This is a genomic window from Pseudactinotalea sp. Z1732, from assembly GCF_049724975.1.
GTDB lineage: Bacteria > Actinomycetota > Actinomycetes > Actinomycetales > Beutenbergiaceae > CALKWS01.
In genome coordinates, this window is record NZ_JBMPQC010000001.1 from 626,576 (window position 1) to 647,826 (window position 21,251).

16 protein-coding genes are annotated in these 21,251 nt (G+C 69.8%); 14 read left to right on the plus strand and 2 right to left on the minus strand.

All coding sequences use genetic code 11. From position 1 onward, the window contains the following. The first annotated feature begins 2 nt into the window (after positions 1–2). The 5 genes from ACPL7H_RS02965 (at position 3) to ACPL7H_RS02985 (ending at position 8,412) form a co-directional block, all read left to right on the plus strand. Positions 3–995, plus strand: coding sequence for an ABC transporter permease (locus tag ACPL7H_RS02965; RefSeq protein WP_424795623.1), 993 nt, complete (start codon positions 3–5; stop codon positions 993–995). A gap of 18 nt (positions 996–1,013) precedes the next feature. After that, positions 1,014–2,180 (plus strand): ABC transporter permease, encoded by a 1,167-nt coding sequence (locus ACPL7H_RS02970; RefSeq protein ID WP_424795624.1) that lies wholly within the window; start codon positions 1,014–1,016, stop codon positions 2,178–2,180. A 24-nt stretch (positions 2,181–2,204) separates the two neighbouring features. Then, positions 2,205–4,499: a dipeptide ABC transporter ATP-binding protein gene (locus ACPL7H_RS02975; protein WP_424795625.1), complete on the plus strand. Its 2,295-nt coding sequence runs from the start codon at positions 2,205–2,207 to the stop codon at positions 4,497–4,499. 362 nt (positions 4,500–4,861) lie between these two features. Next, positions 4,862–6,265, plus strand: coding sequence for an FAD-binding oxidoreductase (locus tag ACPL7H_RS02980; RefSeq protein ID WP_424795626.1), 1,404 nt, complete (start codon positions 4,862–4,864; stop codon positions 6,263–6,265). Beyond that, positions 6,262–8,412, plus strand: a complete 2,151-nt coding sequence (locus ACPL7H_RS02985; RefSeq protein ID WP_424795627.1) for a malate synthase G — start codon at positions 6,262–6,264, stop codon at positions 8,410–8,412. The genes ACPL7H_RS02980 and ACPL7H_RS02985 overlap by 4 nt, the downstream gene beginning before the upstream one ends. 135 nt (positions 8,413–8,547) lie before the next feature. Here ACPL7H_RS02985 and ACPL7H_RS02990 read toward each other — a convergent pair whose 3' ends face one another. Beyond that, entirely contained in the window at positions 8,548–9,345 is a 798-nt protein-coding gene (locus ACPL7H_RS02990; RefSeq protein WP_424795628.1) for an IclR family transcriptional regulator, read from the minus strand. Between the two features lie 287 nt (positions 9,346–9,632). Between ACPL7H_RS02990 and ACPL7H_RS02995 the strand changes: the two genes are divergently transcribed. Further along, the gene (locus ACPL7H_RS02995) at positions 9,633–10,838 is read left to right on the plus strand and encodes a cobalamin-independent methionine synthase II family protein (RefSeq protein WP_424795792.1); all 1,206 of its coding nucleotides are present in this window, start codon (positions 9,633–9,635) and stop codon (positions 10,836–10,838) included. A 52-nt stretch (positions 10,839–10,890) separates the two neighbouring features. Here the strand turns inward: ACPL7H_RS02995 and ACPL7H_RS03000 are convergent, their stop codons facing one another. Next, positions 10,891–11,361, minus strand: a complete 471-nt coding sequence (locus ACPL7H_RS03000) for a hypothetical protein (RefSeq protein WP_424795629.1) — start codon at positions 11,359–11,361, stop codon at positions 10,891–10,893. A gap of 258 nt (positions 11,362–11,619) precedes the next feature. Here ACPL7H_RS03000 and ACPL7H_RS03005 point away from each other — a divergent pair, with 258 nt between their 5' ends. From ACPL7H_RS03005 to ACPL7H_RS03040, 8 genes are all read left to right on the plus strand, one after another. Further along, complete coding sequence (locus ACPL7H_RS03005) at positions 11,620–13,275, plus strand: threonine/serine ThrE exporter family protein (protein WP_424795630.1); 1,656 nt, start codon at positions 11,620–11,622, stop codon at positions 13,273–13,275. Between the two features lie 137 nt (positions 13,276–13,412). After that, positions 13,413–13,688, plus strand: coding sequence for an HPr family phosphocarrier protein (locus tag ACPL7H_RS03010; protein ID WP_424787207.1), 276 nt, complete (start codon positions 13,413–13,415; stop codon positions 13,686–13,688). 13 nt (positions 13,689–13,701) lie between these two features. Further along, positions 13,702–14,496, plus strand: coding sequence for a ferritin-like domain-containing protein (locus tag ACPL7H_RS03015; RefSeq protein ID WP_424787206.1), 795 nt, complete (start codon positions 13,702–13,704; stop codon positions 14,494–14,496). After that, positions 14,493–15,356 carry a hypothetical protein gene (locus tag ACPL7H_RS03020; RefSeq protein WP_424795631.1) on the plus strand — a complete coding sequence of 288 codons (864 nt, stop codon included), beginning with the start codon at positions 14,493–14,495 and terminating at the stop codon, positions 15,354–15,356. The genes ACPL7H_RS03015 and ACPL7H_RS03020 overlap by 4 nt, the downstream gene beginning before the upstream one ends. A gap of 5 nt (positions 15,357–15,361) precedes the next feature. Further along, positions 15,362–17,653 carry an HAD-IB family hydrolase gene (locus ACPL7H_RS03025; RefSeq protein ID WP_424795632.1) on the plus strand — a complete coding sequence of 764 codons (2,292 nt, stop codon included), beginning with the start codon at positions 15,362–15,364 and terminating at the stop codon, positions 17,651–17,653. Then, positions 17,653–18,453, plus strand: coding sequence for an SDR family NAD(P)-dependent oxidoreductase (locus tag ACPL7H_RS03030; protein ID WP_424795633.1), 801 nt, complete (start codon positions 17,653–17,655; stop codon positions 18,451–18,453). Before ACPL7H_RS03025 ends, ACPL7H_RS03030 begins: the two co-directional genes overlap by 1 nt. After that, entirely contained in the window at positions 18,450–19,460 is a 1,011-nt protein-coding gene (locus ACPL7H_RS03035) for a lysophospholipid acyltransferase family protein (RefSeq protein WP_424795634.1), read from the plus strand. Before ACPL7H_RS03030 ends, ACPL7H_RS03035 begins: the two co-directional genes overlap by 4 nt. Then, the gene (locus tag ACPL7H_RS03040; protein WP_424795635.1) at positions 19,457–21,139 is read left to right on the plus strand and encodes an FAD-binding oxidoreductase; all 1,683 of its coding nucleotides are present in this window, start codon (positions 19,457–19,459) and stop codon (positions 21,137–21,139) included. The genes ACPL7H_RS03035 and ACPL7H_RS03040 overlap by 4 nt, the downstream gene beginning before the upstream one ends. The last annotated feature ends 112 nt before the right edge of the window (positions 21,140–21,251 follow it).

Here is a 21,251-nt window from a genome sequence, read left to right on the forward strand (position 1 = left end):
GAATGCTGCAGTACATCATGCGGCGCGTGTTGATCCTGATCCCCACGATCTGGATCATCTCCGTGATCACCTTCGTCATCATCCAGTTGCCCCCGGGGGACTACCTGACCACCCTGCAGGCCCAGTTGGCCGCGCAGGGGGACGGGAGTCTGGGGGCGGCCCAGCTGGAGCGGCTCACCCAGCGCTACGGGCTGGACCAGCCCTGGTACGTGCAGTACTGGATGTGGTTCTCCAACATCATCTTCAACGGTGACTTCGGGGATTCCTTCGACTACGGTCGCACGGTCAGTTCCCTGCTCGGCGAGCGGTTGCCGCTGACGATCCTGTTGTCGGTGCTGACGTTGCTGTTCATCTGGGCGGTGTCCTTCCCGATCGGGGTGTACTCGGCGATCCGGCAGTACTCCGCCGGGGACTATGCCTTCACGTTCCTGGGCTACGTCGGGTTGGCGGTGCCGAACTTCCTGATCGCGCTGGTACTGATGTGGCTGAGCCTGACCTATTTCGGTCAGAGTGTGGGTGGGTTGTTCTCTCCGGAGTTCCGGGACGCGCCGTGGTCGCTGGCGCGGGTGGGTGATCTGCTGGCGCACTTGTGGATCCCGGTGGTGATCTGGGGCACCGCGGGTACTGCGGCCAATATCCGGATCCTGCGGGCGAACCTGCTCGATGAGTTGCGCAAGCCCTATGTGGTCGCGGCCCGGGCGCGGGGGGTGCCGCGCACGAAGATGCTGATCAAGTACCCCGTCCGGGTGGCGTTGAACCCGTTCTTCTCCACCATCGGGTGGATTCTGCCCGGTCTGATCGCCGCGGACGCGATCACCTCCCAGGTGCTGAACCTCAATACCACCGGTCCGCTGCTGTTGCGGGCCCTGATGGCCCAGGACATGTACCTGGCCGGATCGGTGTTGCTGATCAGCGCCGTGCTGGTGGTGATCGGGACTTTGATCTCCGACCTGGCGCTGGCGTGGCTCGATCCGCGTGTGCGGTTCAGGTACTGACAGGAGGGAGGGCTCACCATGACCGAACCGTTCATGCCGCGCACCGGCACCGAGTTGGAGACCCCGGAGACCGAGGAACCCGAAGCCCAGCGTGAGGGTGGGCGCGATCTGGCGCTGGCCTCGCAGTCCAAGTTGGTGTGGTGGGGCTTCAAGCGGCACAAGGTCGCGCTGGTGTGCGGGGTGATCACGGTGCTGATCTATGGCATCGCGATCTTCGCCCCGTTCCTGGCGCCGTACTCCCAGACCGCGCACAACTCCGAGTACCCCTATGCGCCGCCCCAGCAGATCAATCTCTTCCACGAGGGCTCCTTCCACCCCCACGTGAACGGGTACACCTTCGAGCAGGATCCGGACACCCTGGCGTTGACCTTCAGCCTGGATGAGGAGGAGATCATCCCGATCGGCTTCTTCGTGCGCGGGGAGGAGTACAACCTGTTCGGCTTCATCCCCTGGGACCGCAGCCTGATCGGGCCGGTGGATATCAACGGGCCGCCGATGTATCTCTTCGGGGCCGACGCCAACGGCCGCGACATCCTGTCCCGGATCATCCACGGGACCACCATCTCGATGTCGATCGGTCTGATCGGGGTGCTGCTGTCGTTGTTCCTGGGGGTGATCATCGGCGGCATCTCCGGGTACGTCGGGGGCCGGGTGGACAACCTCATCCAGCGCGCGATCGAACTGATCATGTCCATCCCCACGATCCCGCTGTGGATGGCCCTGTTCGCCGCCGTGCCGTCGTCGTGGTCACCGGTGCAGCGGTATCTGGCCCTGACGGTGGTGATCTCCCTGGTCGGCTGGGTGGGGATGGCCCGGGAGGTGCGGGGCAAGTTCTTCGCCGTGCGCAGTGATGAGTACGTCACCGCCGCCGTGGCCGATGGGGCCAGTCAGTCCCGGGTGATGTTCCGGCACATGCTGCCCTCCTTCACCTCCCACATCATCGCCAACCTGTCACTGTCCATCCCGACGATCATCCTGGCCGAGACGGCGTTGTCGTTCATCGGCCTCGGCCTGCAACCGCCCACGGTGAGCTGGGGTGTGTTGCTGCAGGAGGCGCAGAACATCCGGGCGGTCTCCACCGCGCCGTGGATCCTGCTGCCCGGTATCCCGGTGGTGATCACCGTGCTGGCAATGAACTTCTTCGGGGACGGGCTGCGCGATGCGGCCGACCCCTACAAGAACTGACCTTTGGGAAGATCTGCTGATCCTATGAAGCGACGAACCGGTGAGGTGACCATGGGCACGGACCACGGTGGGGCCACCACGATGGACCCCGAGGCCCGGGGTGAGGCGGTGGCCGCTGATCGGGCGCTGTTGAGCATCGAGGGTCTGCGTACGCACTTCACCACCCCCGACGGTGTGGTCAAGGCGGTGGACGGGGTCGACTTCGCGGTGCGCCCGGGTACCACGATGTGTGTGGTGGGGGAGTCGGGGTGCGGTAAGTCGATGACCGCCCGTTCGGTGCTGCAGTTGATCGAGCCACCCGGGGAGGTCGTCGACGGCAAGGTGCTGTGGAGCCCCGACGGGGGCGAACCGGTGGACCTGGCCGCGTTGGACACCGACGGGGAGGAGATCCGGCAGGTCCGCGGGGGACAGATCGGGATGGTCTTCCAGGAGCCGATGTCGTCGTTGTCCCCGATGTACACCGTGGGCGCGCAACTGATCGAGACGATCCGCCTGCACCGGGAGATCAGCAAGGAAGCAGCGCGGGAGGTGGGTGTGGAGTTGCTGCGCCGGGTGGGGATCCCGCACCCGGAGCGGCGCATGGACGTCTTCCCCTTCCAGCTCTCCGGGGGTATGTGTCAGCGGGTGATGATCGCGATCGCGCTGTCCTGTGACCCGAGACTGCTGATCGCCGATGAGCCCACGACCGCCTTGGATGTGACCACCCAGGCCAGGATCCTGGACCTGCTCAAGGACCTGCAGGCCGAGAACGGGATGGGCATGCTCTTCATCACCCACGACCTCGGCGTGGTGGCCGAGATCGCCGACGAGGTGACCGTGATGTACCTGGGCAAGGTGGCCGAGCGCGGCACGGTGGAGCAGATCTTCTCCGAGCCCAAGCACCCCTACACCCAGGCCCTGCTGCGCTCGATCCCCGATGTGCGCGACGGCGGGGAGCGCCAGCGTCTGCGCACCGTGCGCGGGATGGTGCCGCACCCGCAGAACCGGCCCAGTGGTTGCCCGTTCCGTAGCCGGTGCGATTTCGCCATGCCCGGGATCTGCGACCAGGAGATGCCCCCGGCCACCGACTTCGACCAGGACCACCGCACCTTCTGCTATCTCTACAGCCACCCCGATGCCCCCGGCTCGGTGCCCGAGGCCCCCGGAGTAGAGGAGTCCGAGCCGGCAGGTGCGTCCGAGCCGGTCGAGTCCGGTCCCCCGGCCCAGGGTGACCGCCCCACGGTGGGACCGGTCGCCGTCGTCGAGCCGCGCCGGCCGGAGGAGGCGCCGGCCGCCTCGGTCGAGCCGTTGTTGCAGGTCAAGGGCCTGACCAAGCACTACCCGATCGGCGGGGGGATGTTCCGCCGCCCCACCGGCAACGTGCGAGCCGTGGACGGGGTGGACCTGAGCATCGCGCCGGGCCAGACGATGGGCCTGGTCGGGGAGTCCGGCTGTGGCAAGACGACGATGGGCCGGGCGATCGCTCGGCTGATCGATGCCACCTCCGGGCAGATCCTGTACCGCGAGGCCGGTGGTGACCAGGTGGACCTGGCCACGCTGAGCGGTCGTGCCCTGGGCAAGTACCGCACCCAGGTGCGGGTGATCTTCCAGGACCCGTTCTCCTCCCTGAACCCGCGGATGACCGTGGAGCAGATCGTCGGCGAACCGCTGCTCGTGAACAAGATGGCCTCGGGCAGCGAACGCCAGGACCGGGTGGCGGAGATGTTGCGCCGGGTGGGTATCCGGCCCGAGTACATGCCCCGCTACCCGCACGCCTTCTCCGGCGGGGAGCGCCAGCGGCTGAACATCGCCCGGGCGCTGATCACCAACCCACGCCTGGTCATCGCCGATGAACCCGTCTCGGCGCTGGATGTGTCCATCCGGGCCCAGATCCTCAACCTGCTCGTGGACGTGCAGGAAGAGTTCGGGCTCACCTACCTGTTCATCTCCCACGACCTGTCCGTGGTCGAGCACGTCAGCGACCGGGTGGCGGTGATGTACCTGGGCAAGATCGCCGAGGAGGCGGAGACCGGCGAACTCTATCGCCGGCCCCGGCACCCCTACACCGAGACGCTGCTGCACTCGGTGCCGATCCCGGACCCCTCCCGCCGGGAGGCACGGCTCAAGCGCGCCGGGACCGACGATCTGCCCGACCCGGCCAACCAACCGGACGGCTGCCTGTTCCACACCCGCTGCCCCCACGTGCAGACCGAGTTGTGTCCCACCGACCGTCCGGCGCTGCGCACCCTGGGTGATGGTCGGGTCGCCTGCCACTACGCCGAGAAACTGGCCCTGAGCGGCGTCGCTACCCCCACCACCCGCGAGGCCGACCAGGTCTGAGCCGCTCCCCAGCGCCGGCACCCTGTCGTCGGCACCGGGAGCCACCTCTCAGTTCTCCCCGGGGCGGCGGCCCGGGCGCTACCCGTCCTGCAGCGCCTCGGTCCGGTCCACATCGTCCCGGCCCTGCCCGGCGGCCGGAGCCGCCTCGGCCCCAGCCCACCTCGTCCCGGCCCCCGCGCACTGGCCGGTCCCGCCTGCGCCCCGGGGTGGTGCACAGAGGCCTGCGATGTCACGGTGGAACATGCCTTCGATGAACTCCGCACCGGGGTGTGGCCCGCCCCGAACACCCTTGACGTGCAGCGATCCTCGAGCATAGATTCAACTATGCGATATTCGTGTTCCGTATTGTGGAATCGTATGTGATGGATGCCCTCACCGAGCTGCGCCGCGACCTGCCGGAGTCGATCGTGCAGACCGATCCGGAGGTTCTGCAGGCCCACCGCCGCGACCGCGCGCTGGACCCGGCAGCCGGCACGGCAATCGCCGTCGTCCTCGCCGAGTCCACCGAACACGTTCAGACGGCGGTGCGCTGGGCCGGGAAGCACCGGGTCCCGATCGTGCCGCGAGGGTTGGGCAGCGGACTGTCCGGAGGGGCCACAGCACTCGACGGGGGCCTGGTCGTCTCCACGATGCGGATGCGCGCCGTCCGGATCGACCCCGGCACCGCTACCGCCGTGGTCCAGCCCGGCGTGATCAACGCCGACCTCAAGGGCGCGGCCGGCGAGCACGGGCTGTGGTACCCCCCGGACCCGGCATCGTTCACCTTCTGCTCCATCGGCGGCAACATCGCCACCAACGCCGGTGGCCTGTGCTGCGTGAAGTACGGCGTCACCGGGGATTACGTGCTCGGCCTGGAAGTGGTGCTGGCCGATGGTCGTGCCATCAAGGTCGGTGGCCCCCGCATCAAGGACGTGGCGGGCCTGGATCTGGTCGGCCTGTTCGTGGGGTCCGAGGGCACGCTGGGCATCATCACCGAGGCGACCCTGCGCCTGCTGCCGCAACCTCCCCGGGCGCGCATCGTCGTCGGCTGGTTCGACGACTCCGGCGCGGCGGCCGCCGCCGTGCATGCCGCCGCGCGAAGCATCCGCCCCTCGATGCTGGAGTACATGGACCAACTGGCGGTCAACTGCGTCGAGGACGAACTCGGCCTCGGGCTGGACCGCTCCGCGGCCGCGCTGGTGATCGCCGGCACCGACGACCAGCACCCGGACGGACCCGAGGTGACCGCGCTGCTGACCGCCCTCACCGAGCACGGGGCCACCGACGCGCACGAGGCCGTCGGAGAGATGGCGGAGAACTTCGTGCACGCCCGGCGCCTCGCCATCCCCGCGGTGGAGCGCCTGGGCCACCTGCTCCTGGAAGACGTGGGTGTTGCCCTGCCCAGGCTGGGTGAGTTGATCGAGGGCGTGCAGCAGATCGCCCGGGACCGGGACGTCCCGATCGCCTTCATCGCCCACGCCGGCGACGGCAACACCCACCCGTTGGTCGTGGTCGACCCCACTGACCCCGCCCAGCGCGCCCGTGCCGAGACCGCCTACGGCGAGATCATGGACCTAGCCATCGACCTGGGTGGCACCATCACCGGTGAGCACGGCGTGGGACGCCTCAAGCAGCCCTGGCTGGCCGCCCAGGTCGGCGCCGACGTGCTGGAGGTCTCGGCGCGGATCAAGGCCGCGCTGGACCCGGAGCAGATCCTCAACCCCGGCGTCATCCTCGCCGCCGACGCGACCCCACCGACCCCCACCACCAAGGAGACTCCCCGATGACCGACCGGATCCAGCGCGCCGGCCTGCAGGTGCACCTCGAACTGGACGCCTTCACCACCGAGATCCTGGACGGAACCGGGATCGCCCCCGAGGACTTCTGGTCCGGCTTCGCCGCCATCGTGCGTGACCTGGGTCCGCGGAACGCCGACCTGCTCGCCGAGCGCACCCGGATGCAGAGCGCGATCGACGCCTGGCACCGCGAGCACCCCGCCCCCGTCGATTCCGGGGCCTACCAGCGATTCCTCACCGAGATCGGCTACCTGGTGCCCGAACCCGGACCGGTGCGCGTGAGCACCACCGACGTCGATCCGGAGATCGCTGACCTCGCCGGCCCGCAGTTGGTGGTCCCGGTGACCAACGCCCGTTACGCCCTGAACGCGGCCAATGCCAGGTGGGGGTCCCTCTATGACGCCTTCTACGGCACCGACGCGTTGCCCGGCCTGATCCCCACCGCCGGGTACGACACCGCGCGGGGCACCAAGGTCGTGGAACTGGTGCGCAGCCTGCTCGATGAGTTCGTGCCGCTCGCCCGCGGCTCGCACGCCCGGGCCCGGGCGTACCGCGTTGCCGAGGGGCACCTGCAGGTCACCACCGACGACGGCGTGACCCCCTTGGCCGATCCGGGTGCCTTCGCCGGGTACGGCGGCCCGCCCGACCAGCCCTGGTCGGTGCTGCTGCGCCATCACGGCCTGCACATCGACATCCTCTTCGATTCGGGTACCGAGGTGGGCAGGGCCGACCCCGCCGGCATCGCGGACGTGCAGATCGAATCGGCCCTGACCTCCATCATCGACTTCGAGGACTCGGTGGCCACCGTGGACGCGGCGGACAAGGTCGCCGCCTACCGCAACTGGTGGGGGATCAACCGCGGGGACCTGTCCGCGACCTTCGACAAGGGCGGGCGCAGCAAGATGCGCACCCTGGCGGAGGACCGCCAGTACTCCGCCCCGGATGGCTCGGACCTGGTGCTCAGCGGACGGGCGGTGCTGTTCGTGCGGAACGTGGGGCACCTGATGACCACCGACGCGGTGCTCGACGCATCGGGCGCCGAGATCGGTGAGGGGATCATGGACGCGGTGTTCACCACCCTGGCCGCCCTCCCCAGCCTCGATCCGGACAATCCGTGGCGCAACGGACGGCACGGGTCGGTCTACATCGTCAAACCCAAGATGCACGGCCCCCAGGAGGTGGCCCTGGCCGTGGATCTGTTCGCCCGGGTGGAGCAGTTGCTGGGCCTGCCCGAACGGACCCTGAAACTGGGGCTGATGGATGAGGAGCGCCGCACCACGGTCAACCTCAGGGCCTGCATCGCCGAAGCCAGCGACCGGCTGGTGTTCATCAACACCGGGTTCCTGGACCGCTCCGGTGATGAGATCCACACGTCCTCCGCCGCCGGGCCGATGGTGCGCAAGGCGGACATGAAGACCCAGCCCTGGATCCTCGCCTACGAGGACCACAACGTCGACGTGGGCCTGCAGGTGGGCCTGCCCGGACACGGTCAGATCGGCAAGGGCATGTGGGCGATGCCGGATCTGATGGCGGACATGCTCGACCAGAAGATCGGTCACCCCGAGGCCGGGGCGAGCACCGCGTGGGTGCCCTCACCCACCGCCGCCACCCTGCACGCACTGCACTACCACCGGGTGGATGTGCCCGCCCGGCAGCGCGACCTGGCCGGCCGGGAGCCCGCCACGCTGACGGACCTGCTCACCATCCCGCTGGGTGATGGGCAGTGGTCTGAGGACGAGCGCGCCGAGGAGGTGGACCTGAACGTGCAGTCGCTGCTGGGTTACGTGGTGCGCTGGGTAGACCAGGGCGTGGGCGTCTCCAAGGTGCCCGACATCCACGAGGTGGCCCTGATGGAGGACCGCGCCACCCTGCGCATCTCCAGCCAGCTGCTGGCCAACTGGCTGGGCCACGGCGTGGTCAGCCCCGAGCAGGTGCGGGACAGCCTGCGGCGGATGGCGCAGGTGGTCGATGCCCAGAACGACGGCGATCCGCACTACCGGCCGATGGCCCCGGACTTCGACGGGGTGGCCTTCGCGAGCGCGGAGGAACTGATCTTCGCCGGCGCCACCCAGCCCAGTGGTTACACCGAACCGATCCTGCACCGGCGCCGCCGCGAGGCCAAGGCCGCAGCCCGCTGACGGCCCACCCAACAACCGCCGAGGACGACCCTGCGCGCCGAGGACGAGTGGTAGACCGCTCGCCCTCGGCAGTAACCCTCGCCCTCGGCCTCGGGTGGCGTGGCGGTGGCCGTCGGCCTCGGGTGCGGGTGGCGGTCAGGGGCCCTCGGTGGCGTACAACTCGGCCAGCACGCCCGCGGTGCGGCGCAGTGCGGGCAGCAGTGCCTCCAGGCCGGCCAGGTCGAGCCGGGCGGCCGGGCCCGAGACCGAGACCGCGGTGGGGGTGGGCGCCTCGGGCACAGCCATGGCCACGCACCGCACCCCCACCTCCTGCTCACCGTCGTCGATGGCATAGCCACGGCTGCGGATGGTGCCCAGTTCGGTCAGGAACTCCTCGGGCCCGGTGATGGTGTGCTCGGTGGCCGGGGGCATCCCGGCACGCTCGAGGAGCCGCAGCACCGCGGCGTCGGGCAGTTCGGCCAACACGGCCTTGCCGACCCCGGTGGAGTGAGCGTGCACCCGCCGGCCCACCTCGGTGAACATCCTCATCGAGTGCCGTGAGGCGGCCTGGGCCACGTAGACCACCATGTCCTGGTCCAGCATCGCCAGGTTCACCGTCTCCCCGGCCTGCGCCGCCAGGTCGTCCAGGTGTGGACGCGCCGCGGCGCCGAGGTGCAGGCCGGCCTGCTCACCGAGACGGATCAGCGCCGGACCGAGCCCGTAGCGGCGCGAGGGGAGTTGCCGGACGTAGCCATGGGCGAGCAGGGTGCGCATCAGCCGGTGCGTGGTCGCTGCGGCCATTCCGGTGCCCCCGGCCAGTTCGGACAGCGACATGTCCGTACCGGCACCGGCCATCAGGTCCAGCAGCTCCAGCGCCCGGCTCACCGACTGCACCCCACCGGCGGTCCGGTGCGCCGGTGTGTGCGCGTCACCGGCGTCGTCGTGTGCCGCCATGTGCGCCACCTCCTGCTCCCGTCCGCCCGGACCTTCGTTACCGCGGGGCGCCGAACGTGTCGGCGCCCCCGGGCATCGAACGTACCAAGGGGGCGTGCCGGGCCCGTGGACGTGACGCGTGCCCGGCCTACGGACCCGGGATGAGCCCGGCCTACATACCAAGGGGGCGTGCCCAGCCCGGCCTACCTACCAAGGGGGCGTGCCCAGCCCGGCCTACCTACCAAGGGGGCGTGCCCGGCCTGCCGACCCGGGATGAGCCCGGTGGCCGGCTGTGCCACGATGCCACCATGCTGAACAGCGCCGAGAAGATCCAGACTAGTCACGCCGGCTCCCTGCCGCGCACCCCCGAACTCATCGAGGCCAACGCCGCCCGGGTCGGCGGCGAGGAGGTGGCGGGTTTCGACGACTTCCTGGGCGAGCAGGTCCGTGACCTGGTGCAGCGCCAGGTCGACACCGGCATCACGGTGGTGGGCGACGGCGAGTACGGCAAGGCGATGACCTCGCCGATGGACTTCGGGGCGTGGTGGTCCTACATCTTCCAGCGCACCGCGGGTCTGGAACTGGATGAGTCCGCCAAGTGGGTCACCGAGCGGCACATCTCCGAACCGGGCAGCACCAAACTCACCGGCTTCGCCTTCCGGCGGGATCAACAGGCCTTCCGGGAGGCCTACACCGACCCCACCTCCGGGGTGATGGTGGGGGAGGCGCCGGCATTCCCCAAGGTCACCGGCCCGCTGTCCTACACCGGGGCAGAAGCGATCGCCGCCGACGCCGCGCACCTGAAGGCGGCCGCGGACGCTGCCGGGGTGTCCGATGCCTTCATCACCTCCCTGGCTCCGGGTTCGGCCTCACGGATCGCGAACGAGTACTACGGAAGCGACGACGAGCTCCTGGAGGCGTGGGCCGAGGTGCTGCGGCCGGAATACCAGGCGATCATCGACGCCGGCCTGATCCTGCAGATCGATGACCCCTCCATCGCGGAGAACTTCGACCAGATCGAGCCCGAGCCCGCACTGGAGGACTACCTGGCGTTCACCCGGGTTCGGGTGGAGGCACTCAACCATGCCCTGCGCGGGCTGCCCACGGACAGGATCCGCTACCACCTGTGCTGGGGGTCCTGGCACGGCCCGCACACCACCGACCTGCCGATGCGCGACATCATCGACACCGTGCTGGGCGTCAACGCCGGCGCCTACACCTTCGAGGCCGGCAACGTGCGGCACGCGCACGAGTACACCGTGTGGGACGAGGTGAAACTGCCCGAGGGCAAACTGATCCTGCCCGGTGTGGTCTCCCACGCCACGAACGTGGTGGAGCATCCCGAACTGGTCGCCCAGCGCATCGAACGGTTCGCCACCCGGGTCGGCCGGGAGAACGTGATCGCCTCCACCGACTGCGGGCTCGGTGGGCGGGTGCACGCCCAGATCGCCTGGGCCAAGCTCGACACCCTGGCCAAGGGCGCCGAGCTGGCCACCCGTCGCCTGTGGCGCTGAGGCGGCCGCGCCGGTCAGTCGGGATCACTACGGTGGCAACCCCGCGCCACCGCTAGGGGGTTTCCGCCGCCCGGTTCGCCGAGCACCAGAACTGGAGCCGGGCGTCGTCGTCGTAGGTCGTGAGCAGGCCGGTGAAACCGTGCCCACCGGCGAACTCGGTGTGCAGCGTCTGCGCGGCGGTACCGGCCTGGTACAGGTACTCGCTGAGCGGCTCTCCGGTATCGCCGGTGACCACCACGCGCACCCCGTTCCCGTCCGGCTGCCCCGCGGTGTAGGTGACCTGCAGGGCCATCGCATCGAACTCGGCTTCGGCGCTCTCGCCCTGCTCGATGACCAGTGTGTCATGGGTGGCGCCGGCGTCCCGGTCGGCGTCGGGCCGGAACTGGTGGGTGCACTCGATCTGCGCGGGCAGCGGCTCGGGCGGCTGTGCACAACCGCCGACGACGACGACGGCAGCCCCCGCCCAGGCCAGCACCCTGCGTAGGTGGGCGCCTCGTGCGCGCCGGAGTTCGCCGTCGTCCATGGACGCACAGGCTCGTCCACCGGGACGGTGCGGTCAAGCGAGGAGGCCGGATGGTCGCGGCGGTCGAACCCGTCCTCGGGGCGGCGCAGGCAGCGTGGAGGGCGGTGGGGGAGGCCTGCGTGAGAGGCGTGGGGCGGCGGCGGGGCGCCCCGAAGCGTCCTGCAATGCCGGTGCCGGCCCGACGTGTGGTGGTCATCACCAGGCACGGAACGAAATCCCCCTCGGCAACCGGGCCCGGGGTGTTCTACGGTGCTAAGCGTGAACGATTCCGGCTCGGCAGACCAGGGCAACCGGCGCGGCCCGGGGCGCCGCCTCCCCGGCGTGCCGGTCGGTCGCCGTGCGGTCACGCCCGGTTCCGGTGCGGAACCGGCCGGGGCCGCACCCTCCGAGACGACGTCGCCGCCTCCGCCCTCCTTCACGCCCTCGGCCAACACCCCGGTGATGCCCACCCCACCGGCCACCAGCCCGCCACCCACGTTCCTGCCATCGGCCGGAGAGTCCCCGTCCGCACCGGCTCCGCTGCGTCGTCCGCTACGGCACCGGGCCCGGGCAGCCATGGCCGCGACCTCCCCGCCCACCGAGCAGTTCAGTGCCCCCCGCCGTACCTCCAGCCTGCCGTTGCCGGTGGAGCGGGACGTGCTGGACCTGGTGGTGCGGATGGGCGAGGCGCTGATCGGCACCGGAGCGGCGGTTGCCGACACCACCGTGGATCTGCTGCGGATGGCCGCCGGGTTCGGCGTGACCAACTGCCACATCGACATCACCTTCATCTCCATCACCGCCACCATCGACCGCAGCGACGACCCGCTCACCAAGGTGCGGATCATCTCGGTGCGCACCGCCGACTACTCACGCCTGACCGACCTGCACCGGATGATCGACGACGTCGCCACCGGCAAACTCACGCTGCTCGATGCCCAGTCCCGATTCGACCAGATCGTCACCTCCCCGCACTCCTACCGGCGCTGGATCGTCACCGTGGCGCTGGGTGTGATGGGCGCCTCGATCGCGGGCCTGCTCGGCGGCGGGATCCTGGTGGCACTCGTGGCCGGGCTGACCTCGGCCGCGATCGACCGGGTGCTGCGGTTCTTCCGACGCCGGAACCTGCCCTACCTGTTCCAGCAGGTGATCGGCGCGGGAATGGCCACGCTGGTGGCGATGCTGTTGATGGTGGGCCGGGACATGCTGGGCTGGCCGGCGCACCTGCTCCCGCCCTCGGTGGTGGTCGGTGCCGGCATGGTGGTGCTGTTGGCCGGGCTCTCCCTCGTGGGTGCGGCCGGCGATGCGATCCAGGGATATCCGCTCACCGCAGCGGCCCGGAGTTTCGAGGTGGTGCTCAACACCATCGGGCTCGTGGCCGGCATCGGTGTGATGCTCAACCTCGCGCGGGCGATCGGGATCCCCCTGGTACTCAACGAGTCGATGGCCTTTCAGACGTCGGTGTGGGTGCAGGCCGCGTGCGGCGGGGTGGCCGCGGCCGCGTGGGGGGTGGCCTCCTACGGGCGCTTGCGCACGGTGATGTTGATGCTGGCCATCGGCGCCGGCTCCACCGCGGTGCGCTGGGGCGCGATCGACCTGGGCATGGGCTTCGAGGCCTCGGCCTTCGTCGCCGCGATGGTCGTGGGGCTGGCCGCCGTGGCGGTGGGGGAGCGCACCCGCACACCCTCCCTCGTGCTGTCCATCGCGGGCCTGACACCACTGCTGCCCGGGCTGGCGATCTACCGGGGCATGTTCGCGCTGGTGGAGGGTGACCACGTGCTGGCGGGCAGTTCCGAACTGATCGGGGCGTTCATGATCGGGTTGGCGCTGGCCGCCGGAGTGACCCTCGGTGGCTACCTGGCGACACCGCTGCGGCGCCGGATCGACCGGTTCAACGAGATGGTCGGCGTGCGTGCCCGCGGCGCTCGCAACTGAACCTGCGGGTGGGACCCCGCGCCGGGGTCCGCACGGCCGCAGGTGATGCTCATCACCTGCCCCCGCCGAACCCCCCGCGCGGTGGGACCAGCCCGTTAGGATGAGACTTCCATCCGTGATCAGTGAAAGGCGAGCTCATGGCCGAGCGCACCGTCACGGTCAAGTCCGCCGTGGGGTTGCATGCGCGACCCGCGGCGATCTTCACCCGTGCGGCTGAGGATTCCGGGATCCCGGTGCGGATCACCAAGAGTGGAGCGGCCCCCCAGGACGCGTCCTCGATCCTGGGTGTGATGACACTGGGGGTCAAGGGTGGCGACACCGTCACGCTCTACGCCGACGGGCCGCGCGCGGACAAGGTCCTGGACGACCTGGCCGCCCTGCTCAGCAGGGACCTCGAGGCGACCGCCGAGTAGCGAGGGGACGACGGTGGTCTTCGATGTCGACAGGTTCACTCGCTCATCCGATCGAGTGCGGTGGCAGGATCTGGACTTCGACTCCTTCGTCGACGAGCCGCTCGGCGCGGAGTCGCTGCGAACCCTGCGGTACATGTGCGAGGTGGAGTACCACACCGTCTGCTACCTGCGGGACCAACTGGTCACCCCCTCCCGGCGATCGGCCGACGTGGGTGCATTCATGACCATGTGGAACCGCGAGGAGTTCTGGCACGGGGAGGCGCTCGCGCACGTGCTCGGGCTCCACGGGGTGAGCGTCACGTATGACTACCTCAAGGCCAAGCGCATCAAACTCGGCTGGCGCGAGCGCCTGGTGCCGGTGAAGCAGTCGATGCTGGGCAATGTGCTCGGCCGGGACTTCATCGCGGTGCACATGATCTGGGGCGCGGTCAACGAGTGGTCCGCCGGCGCCGCCTACAAACGTCTCGCGGCGATGGAACCCCACCCGGGCCTGGCGGTGCTGCTCAAGCGGATCGCCGCCCAGGAGGCACGTCACGTCGCGTTCTACGCCACGCAGGCGCGCACCCGCCTGACCGGCTCCGAGCGTGCCCGCACCTTCGCCCGGCTCGCCCTGCGCAAGGCCTGGGAGCCGGTCGGCTCCTCGATCATGGACGATGGCGAGGTGCAGCACGTGATGTCGCACCTGTTCTCCGGCCCAGAAGGACGCAGGGAGATCGACGCGATCGACACCCACATCGCGAAACTGCCCGGCATGGAGGGTCTGACCATCGTGGGTGATGCGATGGACGCCCGGGGGATCACCGGATGAGCCCGCGGCCCCGTGCGAGCCGGGCTTTCGTCGTCGTCGGTCCCGCCGGAGACTTCGATATGGCCGACTTCATCAACAACCCGCGCCCGATCACCCTGGCCGCCGGTGGGCAGGCCGCGCTCGCACAGGCCGACCTGCCCGCGGGCGTGCTGCAGGCACTGGAACTCATCCGGGACGTCGAGCAGGCGGCCCTGGACTGGTTGCGGGACCTGCTGATCACCCCCACCCACGCCGACGCCGAGGTGACCGCGTTCCTGACTACCTGGGCGTATGAGAAGTACTGGCTCGCCGACCTGCTGGGCCGGGTCCTCGCCGACCACCCGCCGCCGGAGGCACCTGGGCCCGGCCTGCGGGCGCGGCTCGCCGAGCAGGCACACGAACGGTTCTTCCCGACTCTGGCCGCGATCGGGACGAACCTCCTGGGACCACGGGTGATCGCCGGCCAGCTGGCCACCGGGCTGGCGGACACCTTCGCGCTGCGGGTGATGACGATCCGGCTGGCCGAACTGGTGCCGGCGTTGGATGACCTCACCCGCTCGGTGCTGCACAGCACCGAGCGGCACGTGGCCTTCTACACCGAACAGATCCACCGGCGGGCCGGCACGAACGCCCCCGCCCGCCGGTCGCTGCACCGGGCCCTGCGCGGCTGGCGCTGGCCGGGTTCGCGGTACGCCGAACCCCGCAGGATCGGGGCGATCCTGCGGTACGTGCTCGGCCACCCGGAGGCACGTTGGCTCCTGGCACAGGCCGATACCGCCCTGTCCGCACTGCCCGGCGCACCCCGGCGCGCGGTGTTGCGCACAGAGTTCGCCAGATTCGTTGTACATGGAACCAACCGCTGGCAACTGCGCGTACAGTAGCCGAGGTGTCCGTCTCTGAACCTTCACGTGCTGCCGCCCGGCCCCTCGAGGGTGCCCATGTGCTGCTGACCGGTGCCACCGGCTTCGTCGGTCAGGCGGTCCTGGAGAAACTGCTCAGCGCCTATCCCTCCACCCGCATCACCGTGCTGGTGCGCCCACGGGGCACCCTCACCGGGCGGATGCGCGTCAACAAGTTGCTCCGCAAGGCGGTGTTCAAGCCGTGGCGTGAGGAGATCGGGGCCGAGCAGGCCGACGCCGAGGCACAGCGCCGGGTCACCGTGCTGGAGGGTGACCTGGATTCGGTGCCGGAGTTACCCGGAGATCTGGACGTAGTGATCCACTCGGCGTCCTCGGTCTCCTTCGATCTGCCCATCGATGAGGCCTTCGCCGCCAACGTCGGCGGTCCGGAGGCTCTGTACACCGCCCTGACCGCCTCCGGCTCGAACCCGCACGTGGTGCACGTCTCCACCTGCTACGTGGCCGGTCTGCGCAAGGGCGTGGCCGAAGAACGGAGCCTGGAGCACAACATCGACCGGGCCACCGAGACGCGGATGGCCCTGGCCTTCCGGGAGAAGGCCGAGTCGGCCTCGCGGGCCCCGGCTGTGCTCGGCTCGCTGACCAAGCAGGCCCGGAGCGAGCACCGGCGCGCCGGCGCGCAGGCGGTGGCCGAGGCCGCCGAGGCAGCCCGGCTGGAGTGGGTCAACGACCAGCTGGTGCGCGCGGCCCGCACGCGCGCGCAGTCGCTGGGCTGGCCCGATGTGTACACCCTCACCAAGGCGCTGGGGGAGCGTGCGGCCGAGGACCTGTGGGGAGCGCGCCGGTTGTCGGTGGTGCGGCCCACGATCATCGAGTCCTCCCTGAAGCACCCCTACCCGGGCTGGATCGACGGGTTCAAGGTGGCCGATCCCCTCATCGCGGCCTACGGGCGGGGCCTGCTTCCGGAGTTCCCGGCCCTGGCCGACGCCATCCTGGACGTCATCCCGGTGGACCACGTCGTCAACGCCACCCTGGCCGCTGCCGCCGAGCCGCCCCCGGAAGGGGAGCCGCAGTACTTCCAGGTTTCCTCCGGGATCCGCAACCCGGTGCGCTTCGGGCAGATCCTGCGCCTGATCCGGGAGTACTTCCGGGCCAACCCGCTGCTGGACGAGGAGGGTTCGGTGGTGCATGTGCCGAACTGGTCCTTCCCCAACGCCCCGGTGGTGGAGCGCGGGCTGCGGCGCCGGGAGTGGGCGGTGCGCACCGCGGACAACGCGGTGGGCCGGCTGCCCGGCAACGACACCACCCGCAAGTGGATCTCCACCCTGTACAAGGCCAAGCGGGACCTCGGCACACTGCGCAAGTTCACCGACCTGTACCAGCCCTACACCCAGACCGAGGTGATCTTCGACGACGCCAACACCCGTGCGCTGCACGAGGCGTTGCCGCCGGAGCGCCGCGCCGAGCACGGCTTCGACGTCACCGAGATCGACTGGGCGCACTACCTGCAGGAAGTGCACATCCCCACCGTCCCGGGTCTGATGCGTTCCCGGGACAAGCGCGGGCCTGCCCGGTCGGCCACGGGTGCCACCCTGCCCGAGCGCACCGATGTGCTGGCCGTGTTCGACCTGCACGGCACCGTGGCCGCGGCGAACCTGCTGGAGCACTACATCTGGGTGGAGCTGGCCGCCAAGGGGGCGCGCAAGTCGCTGCAGCACCTGGGCGGGATGGTGGCCACCTCACCGTCCTACCTGCAGGCCGAACGGCGCGATCGTGGTGACTTCATCCGTTCCTTCATGCGCCGCTACGCCGGCGTGCACGAGGAGAAACTGCGCAAGGTGATCGCCGAACGCGTCGCCACCTCGTTGCGCTCGCGGCTGCACGCCGAGGCCGTGGAGCGCATCGCCGAACACCGCGCCGCCGGGCACCGCACCGTGCTGGTGACCGGGCAGATCGACGTGTTCGTGGAGCCGCTGGCGGACATGTTCGATGAGATCGTGGCCGGGAAGATGGAGACCGACCCGGCCGGACGTTGGACCGGGCACCTGCTCACCTCCCCGCTGGTGGATGAGGCCCGCGCCACCTGGCTGCTGCGTTACGCCCGCGAGCAGAACCTGAACCTGGAGGAGTCCTACGCCTACGGCGACACCTACGCCGACCGGCCCTGGCTGGACGTGGTGGGCAACCCCAGCGCGGTGAACCCCGACGCGGCCCTGTACCGGTACGCGCGCGCCAAACGCTGGCCGGTACGGGCCTGGACGACGACGGCGGAGGGACGGTTCTCCCCGGTGTTGCGCTCGATCCGGGCTGGAGGCCGGTAATGGTGGACATCCAGACCTCACCGATCGGTGGGATCGCGCTGGTGACCGGGGGAACCTCCGGAATCGGGCTGTCCTTCGCCCGTGCCCTGGCCGGGCGCGGCTGCGACCTGATCCTGGTGGCCCGCAACGCCGAGCGACTGAGCGTCACCGCGCAGGAACTGCACCGCGACTACGGCGTGGCGGTGGACACCATCACCGCCGACCTGGCCACCGAGGCCGGCATGGAAGCGGTGGCCGAGCGGCTGGAGGACGATGAGAACCCCGTGCAGGTGCTCATCTCCAACGCCGGGCACGGCATCCACACCCCGCTGACCACCGCGGAGATCGGCGAGCACACCTCCGCCGTGGAACTCATGGTCAACTCGGTGCTGGTGCTCGGGGGCCGGGCCGGGCGGGCGATGCGGCGGCGCGCCTCGGGCGTGATCGTCAACGTCGGGTCGGTGGCCGGGTTGATCCCGCTGGGGGGCTACTCGGCGATCAAGGCCTGGGTGAACACCTATTCCGAGGCCCTCGCGCTGGAACTGGCCGGCACCGGCGTGCAGGTGACCACGCTGGTGCCCGGGTGGGTACGCACCGAGTTCCACGACCGGGCCGGCATCGGCACCGGATCGATCCCGAACGCGTTGTGGCTGGATTCGACCCGGCTGGTCAACGACTGCCTGGCCGACGTGGACAAGGGCAAGGTCGAGTCCATCCCCTCCAAGCGGTTCTGGCTGATCTGCTTCTTCCTGCGCCGCCTGCCCCGCCCGCTGGTGCGCGCCGTCGCCGGCAAACTCATGTCGAAACGCGGTCGTGGATGAGGGCTGCGCGCCGCACCGACCGCTACCACTGGGCCTGGCACCGATGGGCCCGGTATGTGGCACAGCGCCTCATCCTGCGCCCGATCGTGTTCTCCACCACCCGGGTCACCGTGACCGGTGAGGGCAACCTGGAGGGCCTGCGTCCCCCGTTCGTGGTAGTGGCCAACCACTCCTCCCACCTGGACGCCCCGCTCGTCATCACCGCCCTGCCGTGGCGCGTCACCCGTCACCTGGCCACCGCGGTGGCGGCCGACTACTTCTACCGGCAGGCCTGGCGCCGTACCCTCACCTCGTTCTTCTTCAACTCCTATCCCGTGGAACGCGGCCGCGGCAAGAAGCGTGAGGCCGGCCTGTCGGTGACGCTGTTGCGCGAGAACATCCCGCTGGCGATCTTCCCCGAGGGCACCCGCTCCCGCACCGGTGAGATGGCCCCGTTCACCCCCGGCGCGGCGGCGCTGGCGCGGGCGCTGCGGGTGCCGCTGGTGCCGCTGGCCCTGGTCGGTGCCCACGACGCGATGCCCCCGGGTGCCAGCTGGCCCAAGCCGGGCCGGCTGCCGGTGAAGGTGATCATCGGCAAACCGATCGAGGCCCGCCGCGGGGAGAACCTGCCGGACCTGAACGAACGCCTCACCACCCAGGTGCGGCACATGCTCACCAACCAGACCCCGTACGTGGTGGTGCCCGAGAGCGCTCCCAGCGCCAGCAGCGGTCATGGCGAGGACCAGGCCGACGACGACGCAGCCCCGGGCGGCGACGAACCCACCGCGGGCCCGGGGGACCCGGGCGGCACGGCCGACGACGACGCGGCCCGGTCCGGCAAGACGGGGGAGGCACCCGGGGATGACCCGGCTGAGGCGCCCGGGACCGACGGGGGCGGCACCAAGGACGGCTCCGGCGGCCGCTGGCGTCGTTGGCGCCGGAAGAACCGAACCAAGGATCACACGACTTCCGAGGCGGCCACTGGCGGCCCCGACGACGGCGGAGAAGAAGCAGGAGGACACCGATGAACGAAGTGCAGCACCAGAAGTGGTGGGGCTGGGGCGTGGAAGGGATCGCCTTCAACCACACGGACAAGCCCGGTTTCGCCCCGTTCGTCAAGGACAAGATCGGTTTGGATCTGTCCGAACCTGCAGCGGAGGTGCCCAGGTTCGAGGACCTGGACGTCCCCGCCAGCCGGTTGCCGGAGGACGTGGGTCAGGCCCTGAGCGACATCCTCGGAGATCACCATGTCAACACCACCGACTACGACAGGGTGGTGCACACCTACGGTAAGGGCCTGCGCGACCTGGTGATGATCCGGGCCGGGATCCTGCCCCGCGTGCCCGACGTCGTCGTCTATCCGGCGAACGAGGCCGAGGTGCAAGCGCTCGTCGACCTCGCCGTGACCGCGGACGCCGTGCTCATCCCGTTCGGCGGCGGTTCGAACATCTCCGGCAGCCTGACCCCGCAGGCCCAGGAGGGCCGCCCGATCATCTCCCTGGACCTGGGCAGGCTGAACCGGGTGCTGGAGATCGACGAGCAGGCCGGACTCGCACGGGTGCAGGCCGGCGCGCTCGGTCCGGACCTGGAGGAACAACTCGGCCGGACCGGCTGGACCATGGGCCACCAGCCGGACTCCTTCCGGCACTCCACCCTGGGTGGGTGGATCGCCACCCGCTCCTCGGGGATGCAGTCGGACAAGTACGGTGACATCGCCGACATCACCCGCGGGCTGCGGATGGTCCAGCCGGGCAAGGTGGTGGTGGTGCGTCCCCTCCCCTCGACATCCACCGGACCGAGCGTGCGGGAGATGATCCTGGGCTCGGAGGGGCGCCTGGGTGTGATCACCGAGGCCTGGGTGCACGTGCACCGGCTCCCGGAGAACCGGGACGTGATCGCCTACCTGTTCCCGAACTTCTCCGCCGGCCTGGCCGCCATGGAGGAGATCGCGAACTCCGACGCCGAACCCACGATCACCCGGGTCTCCGATGCCCCGGAGACGGCGTTCTCGTTGCAGACCCGCAAGGCCTCGACCTCATTGTCGTCCAAGATCGGCGAGGGGCTGTTCGAGGTGCTGCGCCGGCGCGGCTGGGACCTGGACAAGGTCTGCATCAGTTACATCGGGTATGAGGGCACCACCGCTCACATGCGCTACACCAAGGGCATCGTCGGGAAGATCGTCGGCAAGCACGGTGCGATCAAACTGGGCAAGGGCCCGGGCGCGATGTATGACGCCAAGAAGTTCGACACCCCGTACCTGCGGGACTTCCTGCTGGACCGGGGCGCCCTCGGGGACGTCTCCGACACGGCGGCACCGTGGTCGAAGCTGGGGGAGTTGTACGTCAACACGATGCGCAACGCCTACACCGCGTACGAGGAGCTGGGTGTGAAGGGGTACGTCATGTGCCACCTGTCGCACTCCTACCACTCCGGGGCATGCCTGTACTTCACGTTCGCGTTCCGGCCGAAGGAGGGCCTGGACCCGCTCATCCAGTACGACCTGGTCAAGTCGGCGATCCAGCAGTCCTTCGTGGACTACCACGGCACCTTGTCCCACCACCACGGCGTGGGTATCGACCACCAGCCGTGGCTGGAGCAGGACATCGGGGAGGCCGGCACCGACATGCTGGTTGGCCTGCTGCGCGCCAACGACCCCAGCCGTAACCTCAACCCTGGCACCCTGATCCCGCCGGAACGCGAGTGGTGACCCCCGGCCCGCGCCACACCCCCCACCCCCCACACCCGCCACATTAATCCAATTGGACGATTGCAGCGAGTTCCGGGCGCTCGGGATCGCTACAAGCATCCAATTGGACGAT